Source organism: Paenibacillus sp. 01T424 (genome assembly GCF_056398745.1).
Genome location: NZ_JBFTPZ010000050.1, coordinates 1 through 16465 on the forward strand (window position 1 = coordinate 1; position 16465 = coordinate 16465).

Here is a 16465-nt window from a genome sequence, read left to right on the forward strand (position 1 = left end):
CAGCTCATTCTCATCAAAGCCGTCCGTAAGCGCATGCGTAGAGCTATAAAAAATTTCCCAAGCCGTTTTACATATTATAATACCTACAGCTATTGCCGCTACAGGATCAAGCCATGGCAAGCCAAATTGTGATCCTATAATACCGATAGCTGCCCCTATGCTCACAAGAGCATCTGACAAGTTATCCTTAGCTGCCGCTAATAAAGCTTGATTGTTAATTCGGAGGGCCAGCCTTCGATTATATATATAAACCCCGCCCATACATGCCGCAGCAAATAAAGCAATCCATGCTGTCATTAGATTAGGTATATGATGATTAGCAGCAAACAATGATTTTACAGCACTGATCAATACTTGGATGCCCACCGTCGCCATAATGAACGAAGCGATAAGTGCTGCAATGGTCTCCGCTCGAAAATGTCCGTATGGATGATCCTTATCCGGCGGCTTCTGTGAAATTCGCAATCCAATCAGTACGGCTACTGACGCAACAATATCAGTAAGGTTGTTATAGCCGTCTGCAACGAGTGCTCCAGATACGAACCAGTAGCCTGCTCCGAGTTTGATGGCGGATAATCCCAAATAAGCGCCTATACTGACCCAAGCACCCTTCTCGCCTTGTTTAATCTCATCATACTGATTCAGCTTAAATACCCCCCAAGCAATAAAAGTATGTATTTTTGCACCCATGCAACAATCCAGTGTATCGATTCGAACGATCATATCCTAATTAACTTACCCGTTATTATAAGAAAAAAACAGCCGGTATAAGAACCGACTGCTTTAAAAAGCGACTATTTAGTTAATTTCATAAATCTTATAAATTTCATCAAGCATTAGATTAGCTGCAATGACGCCGCCGGCTGTATTCCAGATCGCATCGCTCACTCTAATCGCTTTATTATTTTTTACAACTTGAAGGCTTTGCCACAAAGGATCCTTCAACATTTCTTCTTCCATCTTCGTTCCTTTGCCATCACCCGTTTCATAAGTGAAGTAGAACAACATGTCAGCATCTACTTCCGGCAAACGTTCTTTCGTAATTTCCTCAACGAATGTATCTTTATATTTTTGATTGTCTGGACGTGTAATTCCAAGCTTCGAGAATGCAATCCCTGTAAAAGTATCCTCTAAGTAAATGCGCGTTTTGCCCGCCATAAACCGAACGACTGATACCTTCTGGTTGAGCTTGTCGCCAGCTTTACTTTTAAAGTCTGCTGCACGGTTGTCATAGTCGGCAATGATTTTTTCGCCATCAGCTTTCTTGCCGATCGCATCAGCATATAGCATGAAATTAGACTGCCAAGCACCACGAAGCGTTTCAGAAAACACAGTAGGTGCAATAACCTTAAGCTGATCATAAACTTTCTCTTGGCGCAATTTATTACCAATAATAAGATCAGGTTTTAGGCTTGCAATCAGCTCGATGTTAGGCTGACTCTCTTCACCTACAACGGTAACACCTTCCATATCCGCTTTTATGTGGTCATACCATGGGTCGCCTGTCCAAGATTTCACCGCGCCTACCGGTTTAATGCCAAGTGCCAGCAACGCTTCTGTTCCTTCGTTAGATAATACGACGATACGAGTTGGATTGCCTTCTATTTTGGTCTCGCCCATTGCATGCGTAATTACTCTCGTGTCTTCTGTCTTTGACGCGTTTGTTCCTTCTGTCGCCGATGAATTGCCTTCGTTATTTTTTGAACCGGATTGGCCGCATCCCGAAACAATTACGGCTAGTGCAAGCAATAGGGCGGATGCTGTCCAAGTAAATTTCTTCTTTAATACATAAGACATTTTTTTCTCCCCTTCATGTTGAAAATCATTCTCAGTTTTATTACAAACGAAACTATACCAGCCATATAAAACAAAGTCAATAACTGTTGATAATGATTTTCAACTTCATTGACACTATGTACATGATCCCCTAAAATGTTTTAGTAGTCCTAAATCATGAATACCCTTCACAATTGACATCAAGGAAAGAGGAAATTATGAGTACATTATTACATACACGAGCCCAGAAAATAATAGGGCTGATAACCGGCTTGCTCCTCTTTGCTGCTGGTATCGTTTGCAGCATAGCATTTGGAGTAACGAATATTAGCTGGCGCACGATTTTAGCTTCATTTACCGCATTTGATGGCTCTCAGGAGCAGCTCATCATTCAAACGGCAAGAGTGCCGCGCGCGTTTATCGCAGCCGCAGTCGGAGCGAGTCTAGCTGTAGCAGGCTCACTCATGCAGGGAATTACCCGCAATCAGCTTGCTTCTCCGAGCATATTCGGCGTGAATTCAGGAGCCGCTTTCTTCATCGTCATCGGCTCTGCCTTTTTCGGAGCTAGCGGCATGACGACTTTTGCAACTCTGGCGTTTGTAGGAGCAGCCTTTACAGTGACTCTCGTTTACTCGCTTGGCTCGATCGGCAACGATGGTTTGACTCCGCTGAAGGTTACGCTTGCTGGCGCTGCTATGACTGCTTTCTTCTCTTCGCTCACGCTGGGCGTATTGCTTACAAGCGGCCAGACATTTGATCAGGTGCTTTATTGGTTTGTCGGCTCCGTCTCAGGACGCGACATGAACATCTTTACAGCCGCTGCTCCATATATGGGTATTGCCTTGATAGCGGCCATCGTGCTTGCAAGACATATGAACGTGCTGGCGCTTGGAGAAGACGTTGCTGTAGGATTAGGTCAAAAAACCGTCTATATCAAATTAGCAGCTGGAATTATTATCGTTCTGCTCGCAGGCGGCTCGGTCTCTATGGCTGGCCCTATTGCTTTCGTTGGCATTATTATTCCTCATCTAATGCGTTATTTAGTTGGCATTGACTACCGTTGGGTTATTCCATACTGCGCGGTGTTTGGCGGCATATTGCTGCTTGCTGCTGATATCGGATCAAGATATATTTCATTTCCGAAGGAAGTTCCCGTGGGAATCATGACAGCGATTATTGGTGTTCCTTTCTTCGTGTTTATCGCTAGAAGAGGAGGCCAATCCTAATATGAATAAATGGATCACACTCAGGGGCCGCAAACACTCCTTTCAACTTGACCGCCGAACATTAATGGTGATTGTTATGTTGCTAATTGCCAATTTAGCAGCAGTCGTCATTTGTGTTGGGCTTGGCAGCAAAACCATTAATCCTATCGATGTTTTACTTACTTTTGTGGGACAAGGTGATTCGTCAGATGCGATGATTATTTTTTCACTTCGTCTGCCACGCGTGTTGATTGCTGTAATGGTAGGCTCAGCACTCGCTGTTTCAGGGGCGCTGCTGCAAGGTATTGTGCGCAATCCTTTGACATCTCCCGATATTATCGGCATTACGGGCGGAGCCTCACTTGGCACCGTTATATTCATTTTGTATTTTTCGCATATAAGCATCCGGTTCATGCCGATCAGTGCTGTTATTGGAGCTTTTGCCGCCGCGTTCCTCATTTATTTATTTGCTTACCGAAAAGGAATCACGCCGCTCAGGCTCGTCCTAATTGGTATCGGAATGGCTACCGCATTAACTGCGGTTACCTACATGCTTATCCTTACGTCATCCTTCACGCCTACTGCGGTAGCCGTCAAAGCCTTTACTTTTATGACTGGCAGCATCTACGGCGTATCATGGAACAGAGACTTTTGGACTTTGCTTCCATGGCTTGTCGTTTTGTTTCCAATTGCGCTTATCTATGCTCGGCATCTTAATGTCCAGGAGCTTGGCGATGAGGTTGCTACAAGCGTTGGCAGCTCCGTCCAAATCAAAAGAACGATACTGCTCATCATCAGCGTTGCGCTCGCAGGTGTTGCGGTTGCTATAGGTGGTGCCATTAATTTCATCGGGCTTATGGCGCCACATATTGCCCGGAAGCTTGTTGGCCCGTCTTATGGAGGCGTAATACCTGTGTCCGCTTTAATAGGGTCGCTTGTATTGCTGCTCTCTGACCTTATCGCAAGAACTGCGTTCCTTCCGCTAGATATTCCAGCAGGTGTCTTCACTGCAGCGATAGGCGCACCGTTCTTTATCTATTTATTGTATCGCCATCGCAACCGATCATAACGCACTGCGCGTTTATAATTAAACAATAATAAGCAAAGGGGAGAGATTATCGTGTCCTCCATTCAAGCGAAAAATCTTACGTTATCCTACGGACAAAAAGCGATTTTCAATAATCTTGATTTGCTGATCCCTCCCGGCAAGATCACAGTATTCATTGGCAGCAACGGCTGCGGCAAGTCAACGCTGCTCCGTTCCCTTGCCCGCCTTTTAAAGCCGCAAGAAGGCTCTATTCTTATTGATGGCCATGAGATTGCCAAACTCTCTAGCAAGGAAATCGCAAGGCGCCTAGCGATCTTGCCTCAAGGTCCAATTGCACCGGAAGGCTTAACCGTCCATCAGCTCGTCAAGCAAGGCCGTTATCCTTATCAAAGCTGGCTGCAGCAATGGTCGCATGAAGACGAGAAGATGGTCAAAAAAGCACTTGAAGTGACGCATATGGACGAACTGTCCTCGCGCTCACTGGACTCGTTATCCGGCGGTCAACGTCAACGTGCTTGGATAGCAATGACGCTAGCCCAAAACACACCGACTATTTTGCTTGATGAGCCGACAACCTATTTGGATATGGCCCATCAGATCGAAATTCTTGATTTGCTTTTTGATTTAAACGAGCAGGAGAATCGTACGATTGTGATGGTGCTGCACGACATTAACCTAGCTTGCCGATATGCTGATCACATTGTAGCTGTGAAAGACGGCCAAATACATGCGCAGGGCAAACCGGAAGCCATTATGAACGAACAGCTTATACGCACCGTGTTTGATATGGAATGCCAAATCACAGCAGATCCCATATTTGGCACTCCCCTTTGCATCCCTTACGGGAAAGGCCGCAAGCTGCCATTAAAGCAAGAAAGCGTGCGTTAAGCACATAATAAAAAAAATGGTGGGGCAGGGTTTATTCTGCTCCACCATTTCTTTATAATCGCACGCTCACGCGGAATTAGGTGATTACTTCATAGATTCGCGCTTCAAATGGCCTCAGCTCGATGCTTCGCCCTTCGTCATTCCAAGTGCTTAATGTATTCTCATACGTACCAAGCACCAGCTTCAGCTTCAAAGCTTCCTCTCCAAAAAACGAATCCGAGAACGTAAAAGTTTGGGCCTCTTCTCCGTGATTCAAAAGCACAACCCATTCGGTTCCTTCCAGCTCTCGTACATAAACATATAGATTAGGATCATCTTCACTTATATCGGTAAAGTCGCCATAAACCATGACTGGATTGCTCTTTCTAAGCGCAATGAGCTTCCGATAAAAAGCTAATACTGAATTTGGATCTTTTTCCGCTTGTTCTACATTAATTTCTTCATAATTTGGATTAACCTTAATCCATGGCTCGGCGCTGCCAAAACCTGCATTAAGCTCCGTATTCCATTGCATTGGCGTTCTGGAGTTATCACGGCTAAGCGCCTGCAATGAACGAAACACTGCGGCAGGATCTTGGCCTTTGCCGACTTCCTCCACATATCTGTTAATCATCGCAATATCTTTATAATCGCCGATCGTTTCATACCTTACGCCTGTCATACCGATTTCTTCGCCTTGATAAATGTATGGAATGCCTGGAAGCGTATGGACCATCGTAGCAAGCAGCTTAGCTGATTCTTCGCGGAATTCCTTGTCATTCCCATAACGGGATACTTGCCGCGTATGATCATGGTTATTTAGAAACTGCGAGCCAAACCCTCGGCCAGCCAAAGCCTCCGCCCACTGCTTCTGGATCCGCTTGTAACGAACCATATCCCATTCCGGCATTTCATCCGCAACTTCAAAATGGAACAGCGTATTCAGCTCCATACGCTCCTCTTCAACGAACAAAGGACCTGTCTCCGGTGTTGCGAACGCGATTTCGCCAACGGTCATCATATCATAATGCCGGAAAACCTCACGGTTCATTTCCTGCAAATAATCATGCAGTCCCGGATTATGTGTTAAATACCTGATGTCATGTGGATCTTCTACATCGCTGAAGCTGTTTGGCTTAGCCAGCAATGCCAGAGCGTCGAGCCGAAGCCCGTCTACTCCTTTATCCAGCCAGAAACGCAGCATGTTGTAGATTTCCATTCTCATTTCTTTGTTTGCCCAGTTTAAATCCGGCTGCTCGATCGCAAAGGAATGCATATAATATTGCTTCGTCGTCTCATCAAATTCCCAGCTTGAAGGGTTAAAATAAGAACGCCAGTTGGTAGGCGGCTCGCCCTCTCTACCATCCTGCCAAATATACCAATCTCGCTTCGGATTATTGATCGAGGAACGAGATTCGATGAACCAAGGATGATGATTCGATGTATGATTAACGACGACGTCCATCATCAGCTTCATGCCTCTTGCATGCGTCTCCGCAACGAGCTGATCAAAGTCCTCCATCGTACCTGCCTTTTTCATTACCGTATAATAGTCGGACACATCGTAACCATTGTCCTTGTCTGGGGATTCATTAAATGGATTAATCCAGACCATTGTCACACCTAACGATTGAATATAATCCAGCTTTTCAATAACACCTCGAAGATCACCAATACCATCCCCATTTGTATCTTTAAAGCTGCGCCAATAAACCTGATAAACAACTGATTCCTTCCACCAAGCCGGTTTTATCTGCACTCTAAACTCTCCTTCTCTCTATACAAACAAATGGCGCGCGAGGGGACACCGTGTCCAGACGCTTCGCCATTCTTTTGCTGCTGTTAACCTTTGATGGAGCCGCCAAGCATCCCGCGAACAAAGTATTTTTGAAGTGCAAAAAATACGGTGAGCGGCATGAGCATCGAAACAAATGCTGCTGCTGTAAGCAAATGCCAGTCATTTCCTCTGGAGCCTACCATGTTTGCAATATTCATTGACAATACTTGCACTTCAGGCTGGCTTCCGAGAAATATAAGGGATATCAAATAATCATTCCATACCCATAAAAATTGGAATATGCTGATCGATGCTAGCGCAGGGACGGATAGCGGCAGGATGAGCCTGCTGAAAATTGTAAAATTCGTTGCCCCGTCCATAAATGCCGATTCGAACAAATCCTTGGGCAGCTGACTAATTGATGTGTACATAAAATATGTGATCAATGGCAAACCAAACGCCGTATGTGCAAGCCAGATCCCAAAGTATGTGCCGTTCAGTCCAAGCGATGTATAATCGCGCAAAATCGGAATGAGCGCTACCTGCAAAGGCACGACAAGCAAAGCGATGACAATAACAAACAATGTCTTTCTCCCTGGGAACTTAAGCCAAGCAAAAGCATAAGCTGCAAAGGATGCGATGAAAATCGGAATTACGGTAGCTGGTACTGTAACCGCAATCGTATTCCAGAAGGAACGCGACATACCGCTGCCCTTCTCTGTCTTGGTCGTACCATCTGGCATCGTGATGGAATATGTTTTTCCACCCAGCACCGTCTCATAGTTCTGAGTTGTAAAATTTGARATGATCGTCCACTGCTTATCCTGTACGTTCAGAAGTCTAGCTCTCCGGTTTTCCCAGATCAATCGTTCGCCGTTAAGCTCCACACCCGCACGCAGCTGATCATCGGTAAACGTTGTTCCATTCACCTTAATTGGCTCACGAAGATCGGTGTCCTTGGGCAGCTGAATTTGCTCTGTTGTGCTCCAATCTCGATGAGGCAGTATATTCCACCAGCCAGTAGATAATATATCTGCTGCAGGCCGGAAAGAGGAAACGAGCAGACCGAGCGTCGGGATAGTCCAAATGAGACATATGACAGCTAGCACTGTATTCACGAGCCACTTGGACTTACGGGATTTTTTGTTCCTGCTCATATTAGAACCCTCCTTCTCTACGGAACTGCCGCAGATTGATTATGATGACTGGAATGACAGCAACGAGAAGCACAATGGCTAAGGTTGAACCATAACCTGCATTTTGGTACATAAACAGCTGGCGATAGAACTGTGTTGCCACAACGTCCGTCTCATATTGTCCGCCTGTCATGATCATAACAACGTCGAAGATTTTGAGTGTAAACACAATAATCGTTGTTGTAACGGATAACAAAGTTCCCGCAATGTAAGGAATCATGATTTTGAAAAAAATGCGAACCTCGCCTGCGCCATCCATACGAGCGGCCTCCAGCATATCCTCTGGGATGCTCTTAATCGCAGCTGAGAATATAACCATCGCAAAACCTGTTTGCATCCAAATGAGAATAACGATAAGAAACAGGTTATTCCACGGCTGAATCATACTGAGCCATGCCTGCGGTTCCCCGCCAAATTTCACGACGATCGCATTCAGCAGTCCAATTTGCTCCTGGCCTGGCTGATAGTAATAAATAAATTTCCAGATAACACCTGCCGCTACGAACGAGATCGCCATCGGCATAAATATGAGACCCTTAGCCAGCTTCTCGAAGCTGCTTCGATCAGCAAGTATCGCAATTAAAAGACCTAAGCCAACACAAGCCAGTGTGCCAAAGAACACCCAAAGCAAGTTGTTGCGCAGCGCCATGATGAGCAGGCGGTCCGTAAATACAGCTACATAGTTGGCGAAACCGACAAAATTGACCGAGCCGGCATCAAAAAAGCTTAAGTATAGCGTCCGCAATGTCGGAAAGACAAGCAGCCAACCAAGCAGCAGCACCGCTGGGCCAACAAATACAAAAGGCAATATTCTCCGCTTCCATTGATCCGGATACTTTTCAACTACCCAGTTAAACGAATAGTATATCGAATAAATACCAACTGCTCCCCATATGACTGCAAACACCGCATTGAGGATAGGCGGAAGGTTGGAGTCGCGGAAAAGTATAAATATGCCCCCGTGAATGACAATATTGATAACTGGCACGAGTATGGATAACAACAGTAGCCGCAGAGCATTGCCTTTCCTAGCCTGTAATTCCATATGAATCCTCCTCCAAGGTTTGCGAAGCAAACCTTTCTTCGTAAGCGTAAACTTAGGTTTGCGTAGCAAACCTATCTTCGTAAGCATAAACTTAGGTTTGCGTAGCAAAACTTTCTTCGTAAAAGCCACCAATTTCTGCGCTGATTATAGAGGGGCTTTCCCCTTGCGGCGAGAAGCCCCCGAATCACTCAAGCAGCAGTCAATTATTTTTTCCAGCCAGCTTGAATTTCTTTTAGTGCTGTATCCAAATCTACTGTTCCACTTACCCAGTCTGTCATACCTTTCCAGAATGTACCTGCGCCAACTGCGCCTGGCATAAGGTCAGAACCATCAAAACGAATCGTTTCTGCTGTTTTCACGAATTCTGCCATTCTGCGTTCTTGATCGTTCGGGTACCATGAAGGATCAGCATCATTCATAGGAGCTGTTACGCCGCCTGTTTGAATCCAAGCTTTGAGCGACTCGCCCGTTGTGAAGAATTCCATTACAGCGCGAACCTCTGGACGATCATTAAACATAGCATAAATATCTCCTGAGATTAGAGCTGGTTGACCATATTTCTCATCAATGGCTGGAAGTGGGAACCAATCGTAATCATCAGCTGTCAAGCCTTCTGGGAAGAAGCTTGTAATAAAGCCAGCTTGACGGTGAAGCCATGCTTTTGGCGGATTATCGAATAGCGGCTTAACTGCATCACCAAACGATGTTGTAGCGATCGATTTTTTTCCACCGTACACATAGTCCTCGTTGAACCAGATTTCAGCCATTTTTTCTGCTGCATTTTTGACTACAGGGTCTGTGAATGGAAGCTCACCCGATACCCATTTGTCATAATTTTCAGGCGTAGTCGTGCGGAGCATAATATCCTCCATCCAGTCTGTAGCCGGCCAGCCAGTCGCTGTACCGCTCTCGATGCCGATGCTCCAAGCTGGATCGCCGTCTTTCGCGATTTGATCAGTCAGCGCCATAAGCTCTGTCCATGTTTTTGGAACGGTATAACCTGCTTCTGCAAATGCTTTTTTGTTGTACCACACTAAGCTTTTTACGCTGCTGCGTGCCCAGATGCCGGACATTACGTCTCCGCTAGTACCTTTCATCGTAGCCATGTCAAGCCAGCTTTGGTTGTATTGTTTCTTCAAATACTCATCGCTAAGGAATGATTTTACATCAATTACCTTACCAGAGTTCACAAAGCCCTTCAGCAAACCCGGCTGCGGGAAATCCGCAATATCAGGAGCGTTTCCGCCGTTTACACGTACCGAAATCGTTGCTTCGAACTCTTTAGAGCCTTCATACGCGATGTCGATTCCAGTCTTATCTTCGAACGCTTTAATGCTTTCGTTAAATTTCACTTCATCCGCATCCGTAAACGGACCGAACATCGTAACCTTTTTACCTTTAAAATCGCCGTTTAATGCTTTAGCCAGCGCGCTGTCGCCCGCCCCTGCTCCTGCATTCGTTCCGCCCTCTGCTGGCTTCTCTGTCGGCTGGTTCGTTGTATTATTATTTTTCCCTCCGCAAGCCGTAATCGTCATCACAAGCGCTAGCGTTAGAATAAAGACAGTCGATGCTTTTTTTGTTTTTCTCGTGTACATAGACCTCATCCTTTCATGTTTAAGTAATCAGTAATTAAATTACACTTACTCGGCCCTTTTGAAACGTTAAATTAACGTCAGATAACAAGTTGTTGCCTCACCTCCTTTAAAGTGCCAATGTAGGTTGTTTTTATGCTCAACAGGTATCGAAAACGAAATCTTTTAAATAGATAACGCTTCCATTGCTCTGAAAAGCTTTTCAGAGAGGAGTTAAAGCGAACGACCAAAGCCAAAATTTAGAGGCAAAGCCGTTTCGCTATTAATATTCTAATCTAAGTATTATCGTTTCACGCCTATGATGAATAGGACTTGGTTGACTCCCGTACAATTAAATGATGTGGAAGCTTTTCTCTGAGCACTTCAACTTTCCCCGTTGTAATCAGCTCATGCAGCTTCTCAACGGATCGATACCCAATATCATAGGTTGGCTGGTCTATCGTCGTTAGCTTAGGTATAAACATATTAGCCATTCGGATATTGTCAAAACCTACGACAGACATTTGCTCAGGTACGGATTTGCCATTGTCGCGCAAATATGAAATCGCACCCATCGCGAATTCATCCGAAGCTGCAAAAACGGCCGTTAATTCGGGACAACGAGTGAACAGTCGTTCAGCTGCATCATAAGCATGCTCAAATCGATGTATAGCAAATTCAATGCAATTCTCGTTCTCTGAGAGGTTATATTCCTGAAGCGCCTTCTTAAAGCCCGTATATCGCGGCTCACCGGAGATTGTGATTCCTAAAGGAAAACCAATCATACCTATGCGGCGATGTCCTGCTTCAATTAAATGTTTGACCGCATCATACGCACCCTGCTCATCATCAATATCAACGGAAGGAATATCATACTCCGGAGCATTGGTAGAAGCTAGAACGAATGGCAGACGATAGCGCTGCATCTCCTCGTAATATTCTTCATGCAAAGAATCACTCGTAAATATGATGCCATCTACCTGCTTCTCAAAAAAGCTTTGCACATAGGCGATCGTCCGCTGCTTGTCGCGGTCTGTATTACAGATCATCAGACTATGGTTCAGCATAACAGCCGCATCCTGCATTCCGCGTATTAAGCCGGCATAATACGGATTTTCTATATCCGGAATCATAACGCCAAGCGTGTCTGATTTTTTGTAAATCAAACCTCTGGCAAATCCATTCGGCTGGTATTGAAGCGCCTCAATAGCTTCCAGCACCTTGATACGTTTCTCTTCCACTACAGTTTCCGGCGCATTCATGACCCGGGATACGGTGCTTATGGACACGTTAGCGTATTTTGCTACATCGCGTATAGTCGATTTCATAATGGCACGCCTTTCTTGATGAGTAAGAATGATGTAACATGCGCTAGTTTGAATTTTATTATAATGAGTCATGTTTCACATTTATGAAAGTGCTTACTGAAAAGCTTTTCTGAAAACCTTTTCAAACGTAGTATAACTCCCTTTTGCGCATAAATCAACCTAAAATTTTGCATGTTTGTCCATTTTATTTATGCCAATTGTTGCATAACTTTAGATAAGACGGCTGCTTTCGAGCTTAACGGTATCTTTTAAAATAGTCATTAATGTAAAGCTTCATGCTGGTTATCTTAAGCAAGTGGCTAGACATTTAAACTAAATTTCATAACCTTATCTAGACAAAAAAAGCGTCAATCAGCGAGACTATCCTCACTGATTGACGCTCTATAGTAATTAAACAGCGTACATACGTTCACGAAGCGCTTTAACCTCAGCACTTTCAAGGTACTCGTCATAAGTCATCATCCGGTCGATTACACCGTTCGGCGTAATTTCAACGATGCGGTTAGCGATCGTTTGTACGAACTGATGGTCATGCGAAGTGAACAAAACCGTACAATCCGTATCTGTCAAACCATTATTCAGAGCCGTAATGGATTCAAGATCCAAGTGATTCGTTGGCTCATCCAAAATAAATACGTTCGCGCCCTCAAGCATCATCTTGGAGAGCATGCAGCGAACTTTCTCGCCTCCGGACAACACGCTTGCTTTCTTCATTGCATCATCGCCCGAGAAGAGCATACGGCCAAGGAATCCGCGAATAAAGGTTTCATCCGGATCTTTTGAATATTGACGAAGCCATTCCACAAGGTTCAAATCAACACCATCAAAATATGGTGAGTTGTCTTTCGGGAAATAAGCCTGCGATGTTGTTACACCCCATGAGTAGCTGCCAGCATCCGCTTCAACTTCACCAACAAGCAATTGGAAAAGCAAAGTCTTAGGCAAGCTGTTCGGTCCAACAAATGCAACTTTATCGCCTTTATTAAGAGCGATCGTCAGATTGTCGATCACTTTCTCGCCGTCGATCGTTTTGGTCAAGCCATCAACAAGCAGGAGCTGCTTGCCCGCTTCACGCTCACCTTTGAAGAGGATAAACGGATATTTACGGTTAGATGGACGAATATCATCAAGCGAAATTTTCTCAAGAAGCTTCTGTCTCGAAGTTGCTTGTTTCGCTTTCGATTTGTTCGCACTAAAGCGTTGAATAAACGCCTGCAATTCCTTGATCTTGTCTTCCTTCTTCTTGTTCTCACCGCGCATCAACTGCAAAGCAAGTTGGCTGGATTCGTACCAGAAGTCATAGTTGCCGACATACATTTGGATTTTGCCAAAGTCGATATCCGCAATATGTGTACATACCGTATTCAGGAAGTGCCTATCATGGCTGACTACGACAACAGTTCCTTGGTAATCGGCAAGGAAATCTTCCAACCAGCGAATGGACTCAATGTCCAAGTGGTTGGTAGGCTCATCGAGCAATAGAATGTTCGGTGTGCCAAACAATGCTTGAGCCAGCAATACGCGGACTTTCTCATTGCCGCTTAGCTCAGCCATTTTCTTATCATGCAGGTCAGGAGTAATACCAAGTCCATTTAGCATCTCTGCTGCTTCAGACTCAGCTTCCCAGCCGTTCATGTCTGCGAAGTCAGCTTCAAGCTCACCTGCACGCATGCCGTCTTCATCAGTGAAGTCTGCTTTTGCATACAAAGCGTCCTTCTCCTTCATTACTTCATAAAGACGCTTGTGACCCATCATTACCGTCTCAAGTACAACGGACTCGTCGTATTCATAATGGTTCTGCTTTAGAACGGCTAGCCGTTCACCCGGCGTTATATGCACTTCTCCGTGCGATTGCTCAACTTCACCGGATAATATTTTCAAAAAGGTCGATTTGCCCGCGCCGTTAGCGCCGATCAAGCCATAGCAGTTGCCTGGCGTGAACTTAATGCTAACATCTTCAAAAAGCGCCCGCTTCCCGTAACGGAGCGTTATGCCACTTGTACTAATCATTCGTTTAATCCCGTCCTTCACTACAAAATCACTTTATCTTGATCTATTATACCACAGTATGCAAGGAAACCGAACCTTCTTTTGCCTTTGCCTTAGCATTTGGATAGACAATCCAGCAACGAGGATTACTTTTAATTCATAGATCTCACGATAAAAAAACCTTCCTCCATGCGACTTTGATACAGTTGTCGCATTAGGGAAGGTTTTTAGCAATACACTATGAAGCAGTGATGTCTTTTTTTAAAAGATTAATCCCACTTCAGCTTAACTTCATTGCCCGTGCGGGATGATTCATATATTGCGTCAAGAATACGGTTATTTGTATAACCTGAAAGTGCAGACGTAATCGGCTGCCTGCCTTCGCGAATGCAATCGACAAAATGACGGCTCATTAGAATCCGATCCTCTTCGCCCTCTAGCGGAGTGATGTCGCTTTCAACGACTTCATTGTTCTCATGCGTAACATACTTGCCGTTATTGCCAATGATCGCTACGCCGCCCTCTGTTCCCATCAAATGAATAAATGGATCTTCCGGCAGGAAGGCTGAATGTGCAGCCCAGCTAACCTCAAGCGACAAGGTTGCTCCATTATCAAGTTTAATAAGCGCCGAGGCAAGGTCCTCAACGTCATAGTACCCGTCCCAATTTGGCGTACCCCATGTTCCTGTACCAAGACGGTTAGGACCAAATTCTGCATAAGTCGATCCGTATACGGAAACAGGCTTCGGATTGCCCATGAGATAAAGCGAAAGATCGAGCATATGAACTCCGATGTCAATTAGCGGGCCGCCGCCTGCTTGGTCTTTGCGAGTGAACCATGAGCCCCAGCCGGGAATGCCCTTTTTGCGGAACCAGCCTGCCTTTGCGTTATAGATGTGGCCTACATCGCCGTTATCAATTCGCTGCTTAAGTGCGCGGCTTAGTCCAGTCCAGCGCATTTGATGCGACATCATTAGTATTTTACCTGATTTCTCAGCTTCCTCTACGATTAGCCGCGCTGCTTCGGAATCAATGGCCATCGGTTTCTCCAGTAGAACATGCTTGCCTTGCTTCAGTGCTTCAATAGCAAGCTCGGCATGAAATTGGTTAGGCACACCAATAACAACTGCATCGATCGATGAGTCTTCAAGCAGCGATTGCGGGCTTGGATGTACCGTTTCAATACCGTACTCAGCAGCACGCTGCTCAGCAAGCGGAAGGTAAGCGTCCGTTACAGCAACAACATCGATACCTTCGACTTTATTGAATGTCTGCATATGTATACTACCGATTGCACCTGCACCGATAACGCCTAGACGAATGTTTGCATGAATCATTCCTTGCTCCTCCTTATAGGTACCTTGCTTCGTAAGATAAGCTTAGATTTGCGCATGCAAACCTAAGCCCCCTAAAATTATTCCACTATGCATACTTATACTTAGCAAGTATAACGGGTTCTCTTACCGTCGTCATTGCTCGAATTTGGCAAACCTTTGTCCTCGTTTGTTATTTCCCGGACATACGCCAAGTCTCGCCATGCGGCAGAACTAGAATTCGCTCGTCAGAAATACATCGTTTTCTGCGTTCAGCCTCCAAGCGATCAAGCGCTTCACGAGGCGTATCATCCGCAAGCTTAAACGCACCATAGTGCATGGGAATAAACCACTTGGCATCCAAATCATCGAAGGCTTGGAGCGCTTGCTCCGGCGTAATATGCTGCGGCGCCATGAACCATTCCGGCTCATAAGCTCCAATCGGCAATAACGCTACATCAACCGGGAAGCGGCGGCCGATCTCCTTGAAGCCTTGAAAATAACCGCTGTCCCCCGCGAAATAAATAGTCGGAAAATCAGATATGACTGGCCGCTCGACGGAAGCTGTACCACTAAAAAACGGACAACTCCGAGCAGCTGCCGGCTCGGACGCGCTTGCGATTTGCGCTCGCGACTCTGCAGCTGATTCCATTCCGTCACCGGCCTCAAAAGTATCACGAACATGACTTACAAGCTTCTCGCTGCGTGATGCTGGACGCTCAATGACAAAGCCTCCCCAATGCGAGCTATTCGTATCCCATGGATTGCGGCGAGTCGAATGCTGTGAAGGCACAAAAGTGAATTTTACGCCGTTATACATAACGGATTCCCACCAGTGCAGCTCCTTAATTCTAAGAAAGCCCTTCTTGCGAAGCTTGGCACCTAGTCCTGCAGGCACAAGCAATTGTCTAGCGCCAACCAGCCTGCGCAGCGAATTTATATTTAAATGATCATAATGAGAATGCGATATTAGCACGATATCAATAGGCGGAACGTCCTCTACCTTGATACCCGGCGCTGAAAGTCTTTTTTGAAATGCCATTTGAGTCGACCACACAGGGTCTGTAATAATGTTCAATCCGCCGAACTGAATAAAAAAAGTGGAATGCCCTACCCAAGTAATAGAAGGCCATTTTCGGTTATTCTCCAAGTATGCGATGTCAGGTTCAACATTCGGAACGGTGAATGAATAATCTTTCATTCTCAGCTTGCGAATGCGTTCCTGACGCCATCTTTTGAACTGCTTCATTGAAGTGTGCTGCTCGATAGGATCTATATTAGCAAATCGTTTTAACTTCAACCGTCCATCCCTCCTTCGCATTCATTTCTTGTTTTATTAAGATACCAAGC

The 16465-nt window shown here is 45.3% G+C and carries 13 protein-coding genes; 3 read left to right on the forward strand and 10 right to left on the reverse strand.

Annotated features, from left to right (window positions below; translation table 11 throughout):
* Positions 1-690, reverse strand: a 690-nt coding sequence (locus tag AC1DPK_RS28545) for a cation diffusion facilitator family transporter (protein ID WP_477512366.1), incomplete at its 3' end; no start/stop codon positions are given.
* Positions 691-798: 108 nt separating this feature from the next.
* Entirely contained in the window at positions 799-1797 is a 999-nt protein-coding gene (locus tag AC1DPK_RS28550) for an ABC transporter substrate-binding protein (protein ID WP_477512367.1), read from the reverse strand.
* A gap of 197 nt (positions 1798-1994) precedes the next feature.
* Here AC1DPK_RS28550 and AC1DPK_RS28555 point away from each other — a divergent pair, with 197 nt between their 5' ends.
* The 3 genes from AC1DPK_RS28555 to AC1DPK_RS28565 are packed head-to-tail and all read left to right on the forward strand — an operon-like array spanning position 1995 to position 4917.
* A complete protein-coding gene (locus AC1DPK_RS28555; protein WP_339204605.1) occupies positions 1995-3002 on the forward strand; it encodes a FecCD family ABC transporter permease in 1008 nt (335 codons plus the stop codon).
* Between the two features lies 1 nt (position 3003).
* Positions 3004-4050: a FecCD family ABC transporter permease gene (locus tag AC1DPK_RS28560; RefSeq protein ID WP_477512368.1), complete on the forward strand. Its 1047-nt coding sequence runs from the start codon at positions 3004-3006 to the stop codon at positions 4048-4050.
* Between the two features lie 51 nt (positions 4051-4101).
* Positions 4102-4917, forward strand: a complete 816-nt coding sequence (locus tag AC1DPK_RS28565; protein ID WP_339204607.1) for an ABC transporter ATP-binding protein — start codon at positions 4102-4104, stop codon at positions 4915-4917.
* 76 nt (positions 4918-4993) lie between these two features.
* Here AC1DPK_RS28565 and AC1DPK_RS28570 read toward each other — a convergent pair whose 3' ends face one another.
* From AC1DPK_RS28570 to AC1DPK_RS28605, 8 genes are all read right to left on the reverse strand, one after another.
* Complete coding sequence (locus tag AC1DPK_RS28570; RefSeq protein WP_477512395.1) at positions 4994-6649, reverse strand: glycoside hydrolase family 13 protein; 1656 nt, start codon at positions 6647-6649, stop codon at positions 4994-4996.
* An 89-nt stretch (positions 6650-6738) separates the two neighbouring features.
* Positions 6739-7830 carry a carbohydrate ABC transporter permease gene (locus AC1DPK_RS28575; protein WP_430059722.1) on the reverse strand — a complete coding sequence of 364 codons (1092 nt, stop codon included), beginning with the start codon at positions 7828-7830 and terminating at the stop codon, positions 6739-6741.
* 1 nt (position 7831) lies between these two features.
* The gene (locus AC1DPK_RS28580; RefSeq protein WP_076268933.1) at positions 7832-8914 is read right to left on the reverse strand and encodes a carbohydrate ABC transporter permease; all 1083 of its coding nucleotides are present in this window, start codon (positions 8912-8914) and stop codon (positions 7832-7834) included.
* A gap of 203 nt (positions 8915-9117) precedes the next feature.
* A complete protein-coding gene (locus AC1DPK_RS28585) occupies positions 9118-10509 on the reverse strand; it encodes an ABC transporter substrate-binding protein (protein ID WP_477512369.1) in 1392 nt (463 codons plus the stop codon).
* A gap of 293 nt (positions 10510-10802) precedes the next feature.
* A complete protein-coding gene (locus tag AC1DPK_RS28590) occupies positions 10803-11813 on the reverse strand; it encodes a LacI family DNA-binding transcriptional regulator (RefSeq protein ID WP_477512370.1) in 1011 nt (336 codons plus the stop codon).
* 390 nt (positions 11814-12203) lie between these two features.
* Positions 12204-13823 carry an ABC-F family ATP-binding cassette domain-containing protein gene (locus AC1DPK_RS28595; RefSeq protein ID WP_477512371.1) on the reverse strand — a complete coding sequence of 540 codons (1620 nt, stop codon included), beginning with the start codon at positions 13821-13823 and terminating at the stop codon, positions 12204-12206.
* A 248-nt stretch (positions 13824-14071) separates the two neighbouring features.
* Positions 14072-15139: a Gfo/Idh/MocA family protein gene (locus tag AC1DPK_RS28600; protein WP_441908444.1), complete on the reverse strand. Its 1068-nt coding sequence runs from the start codon at positions 15137-15139 to the stop codon at positions 14072-14074.
* Between the two features lie 169 nt (positions 15140-15308).
* Positions 15309-16364, reverse strand: a complete 1056-nt coding sequence (locus AC1DPK_RS28605) for an MBL fold metallo-hydrolase (protein ID WP_445253948.1) — start codon at positions 16362-16364, stop codon at positions 15309-15311.
* Positions 16365-16465 lie beyond the last annotated feature (101 nt).

Bases quoted from the DNA above. Each gene is read 5' to 3' on its own strand.
- AC1DPK_RS28585 (WP_477512369.1), bottom strand. From the start codon at position 10,509: ATGTACACGAGAAAAACAAAAAAAGCATCGACTGTCTTTATTCTAACG.
- AC1DPK_RS28580 (WP_076268933.1), bottom strand. From the start codon at position 8,914: ATGGAATTACAGGCTAGGAAAGGCAATGCTCTGCGGCTACTGTTGTTA.
- AC1DPK_RS28600 (WP_441908444.1), bottom strand. From the start codon at position 15,139: ATGATTCATGCAAACATTCGTCTAGGCGTTATCGGTGCAGGTGCAATC.
- AC1DPK_RS28595 (WP_477512371.1), bottom strand. From the start codon at position 13,823: ATGATTAGTACAAGTGGCATAACGCTCCGTTACGGGAAGCGGGCGCTT.
- AC1DPK_RS28590 (WP_477512370.1), bottom strand. From the start codon at position 11,813: ATGAAATCGACTATACGCGATGTAGCAAAATACGCTAACGTGTCCATA.
- AC1DPK_RS28550 (WP_477512367.1), bottom strand. From the start codon at position 1,797: ATGTCTTATGTATTAAAGAAGAAATTTACTTGGACAGCATCCGCCCTA.
- AC1DPK_RS28555 (WP_339204605.1), top strand. From the start codon at position 1,995: ATGAGTACATTATTACATACACGAGCCCAGAAAATAATAGGGCTGATA.
- AC1DPK_RS28605 (WP_445253948.1), bottom strand. From the start codon at position 16,364: ATGAAGCAGTTCAAAAGATGGCGTCAGGAACGCATTCGCAAGCTGAGA.
- AC1DPK_RS28560 (WP_477512368.1), top strand. From the start codon at position 3,004: ATGAATAAATGGATCACACTCAGGGGCCGCAAACACTCCTTTCAACTT.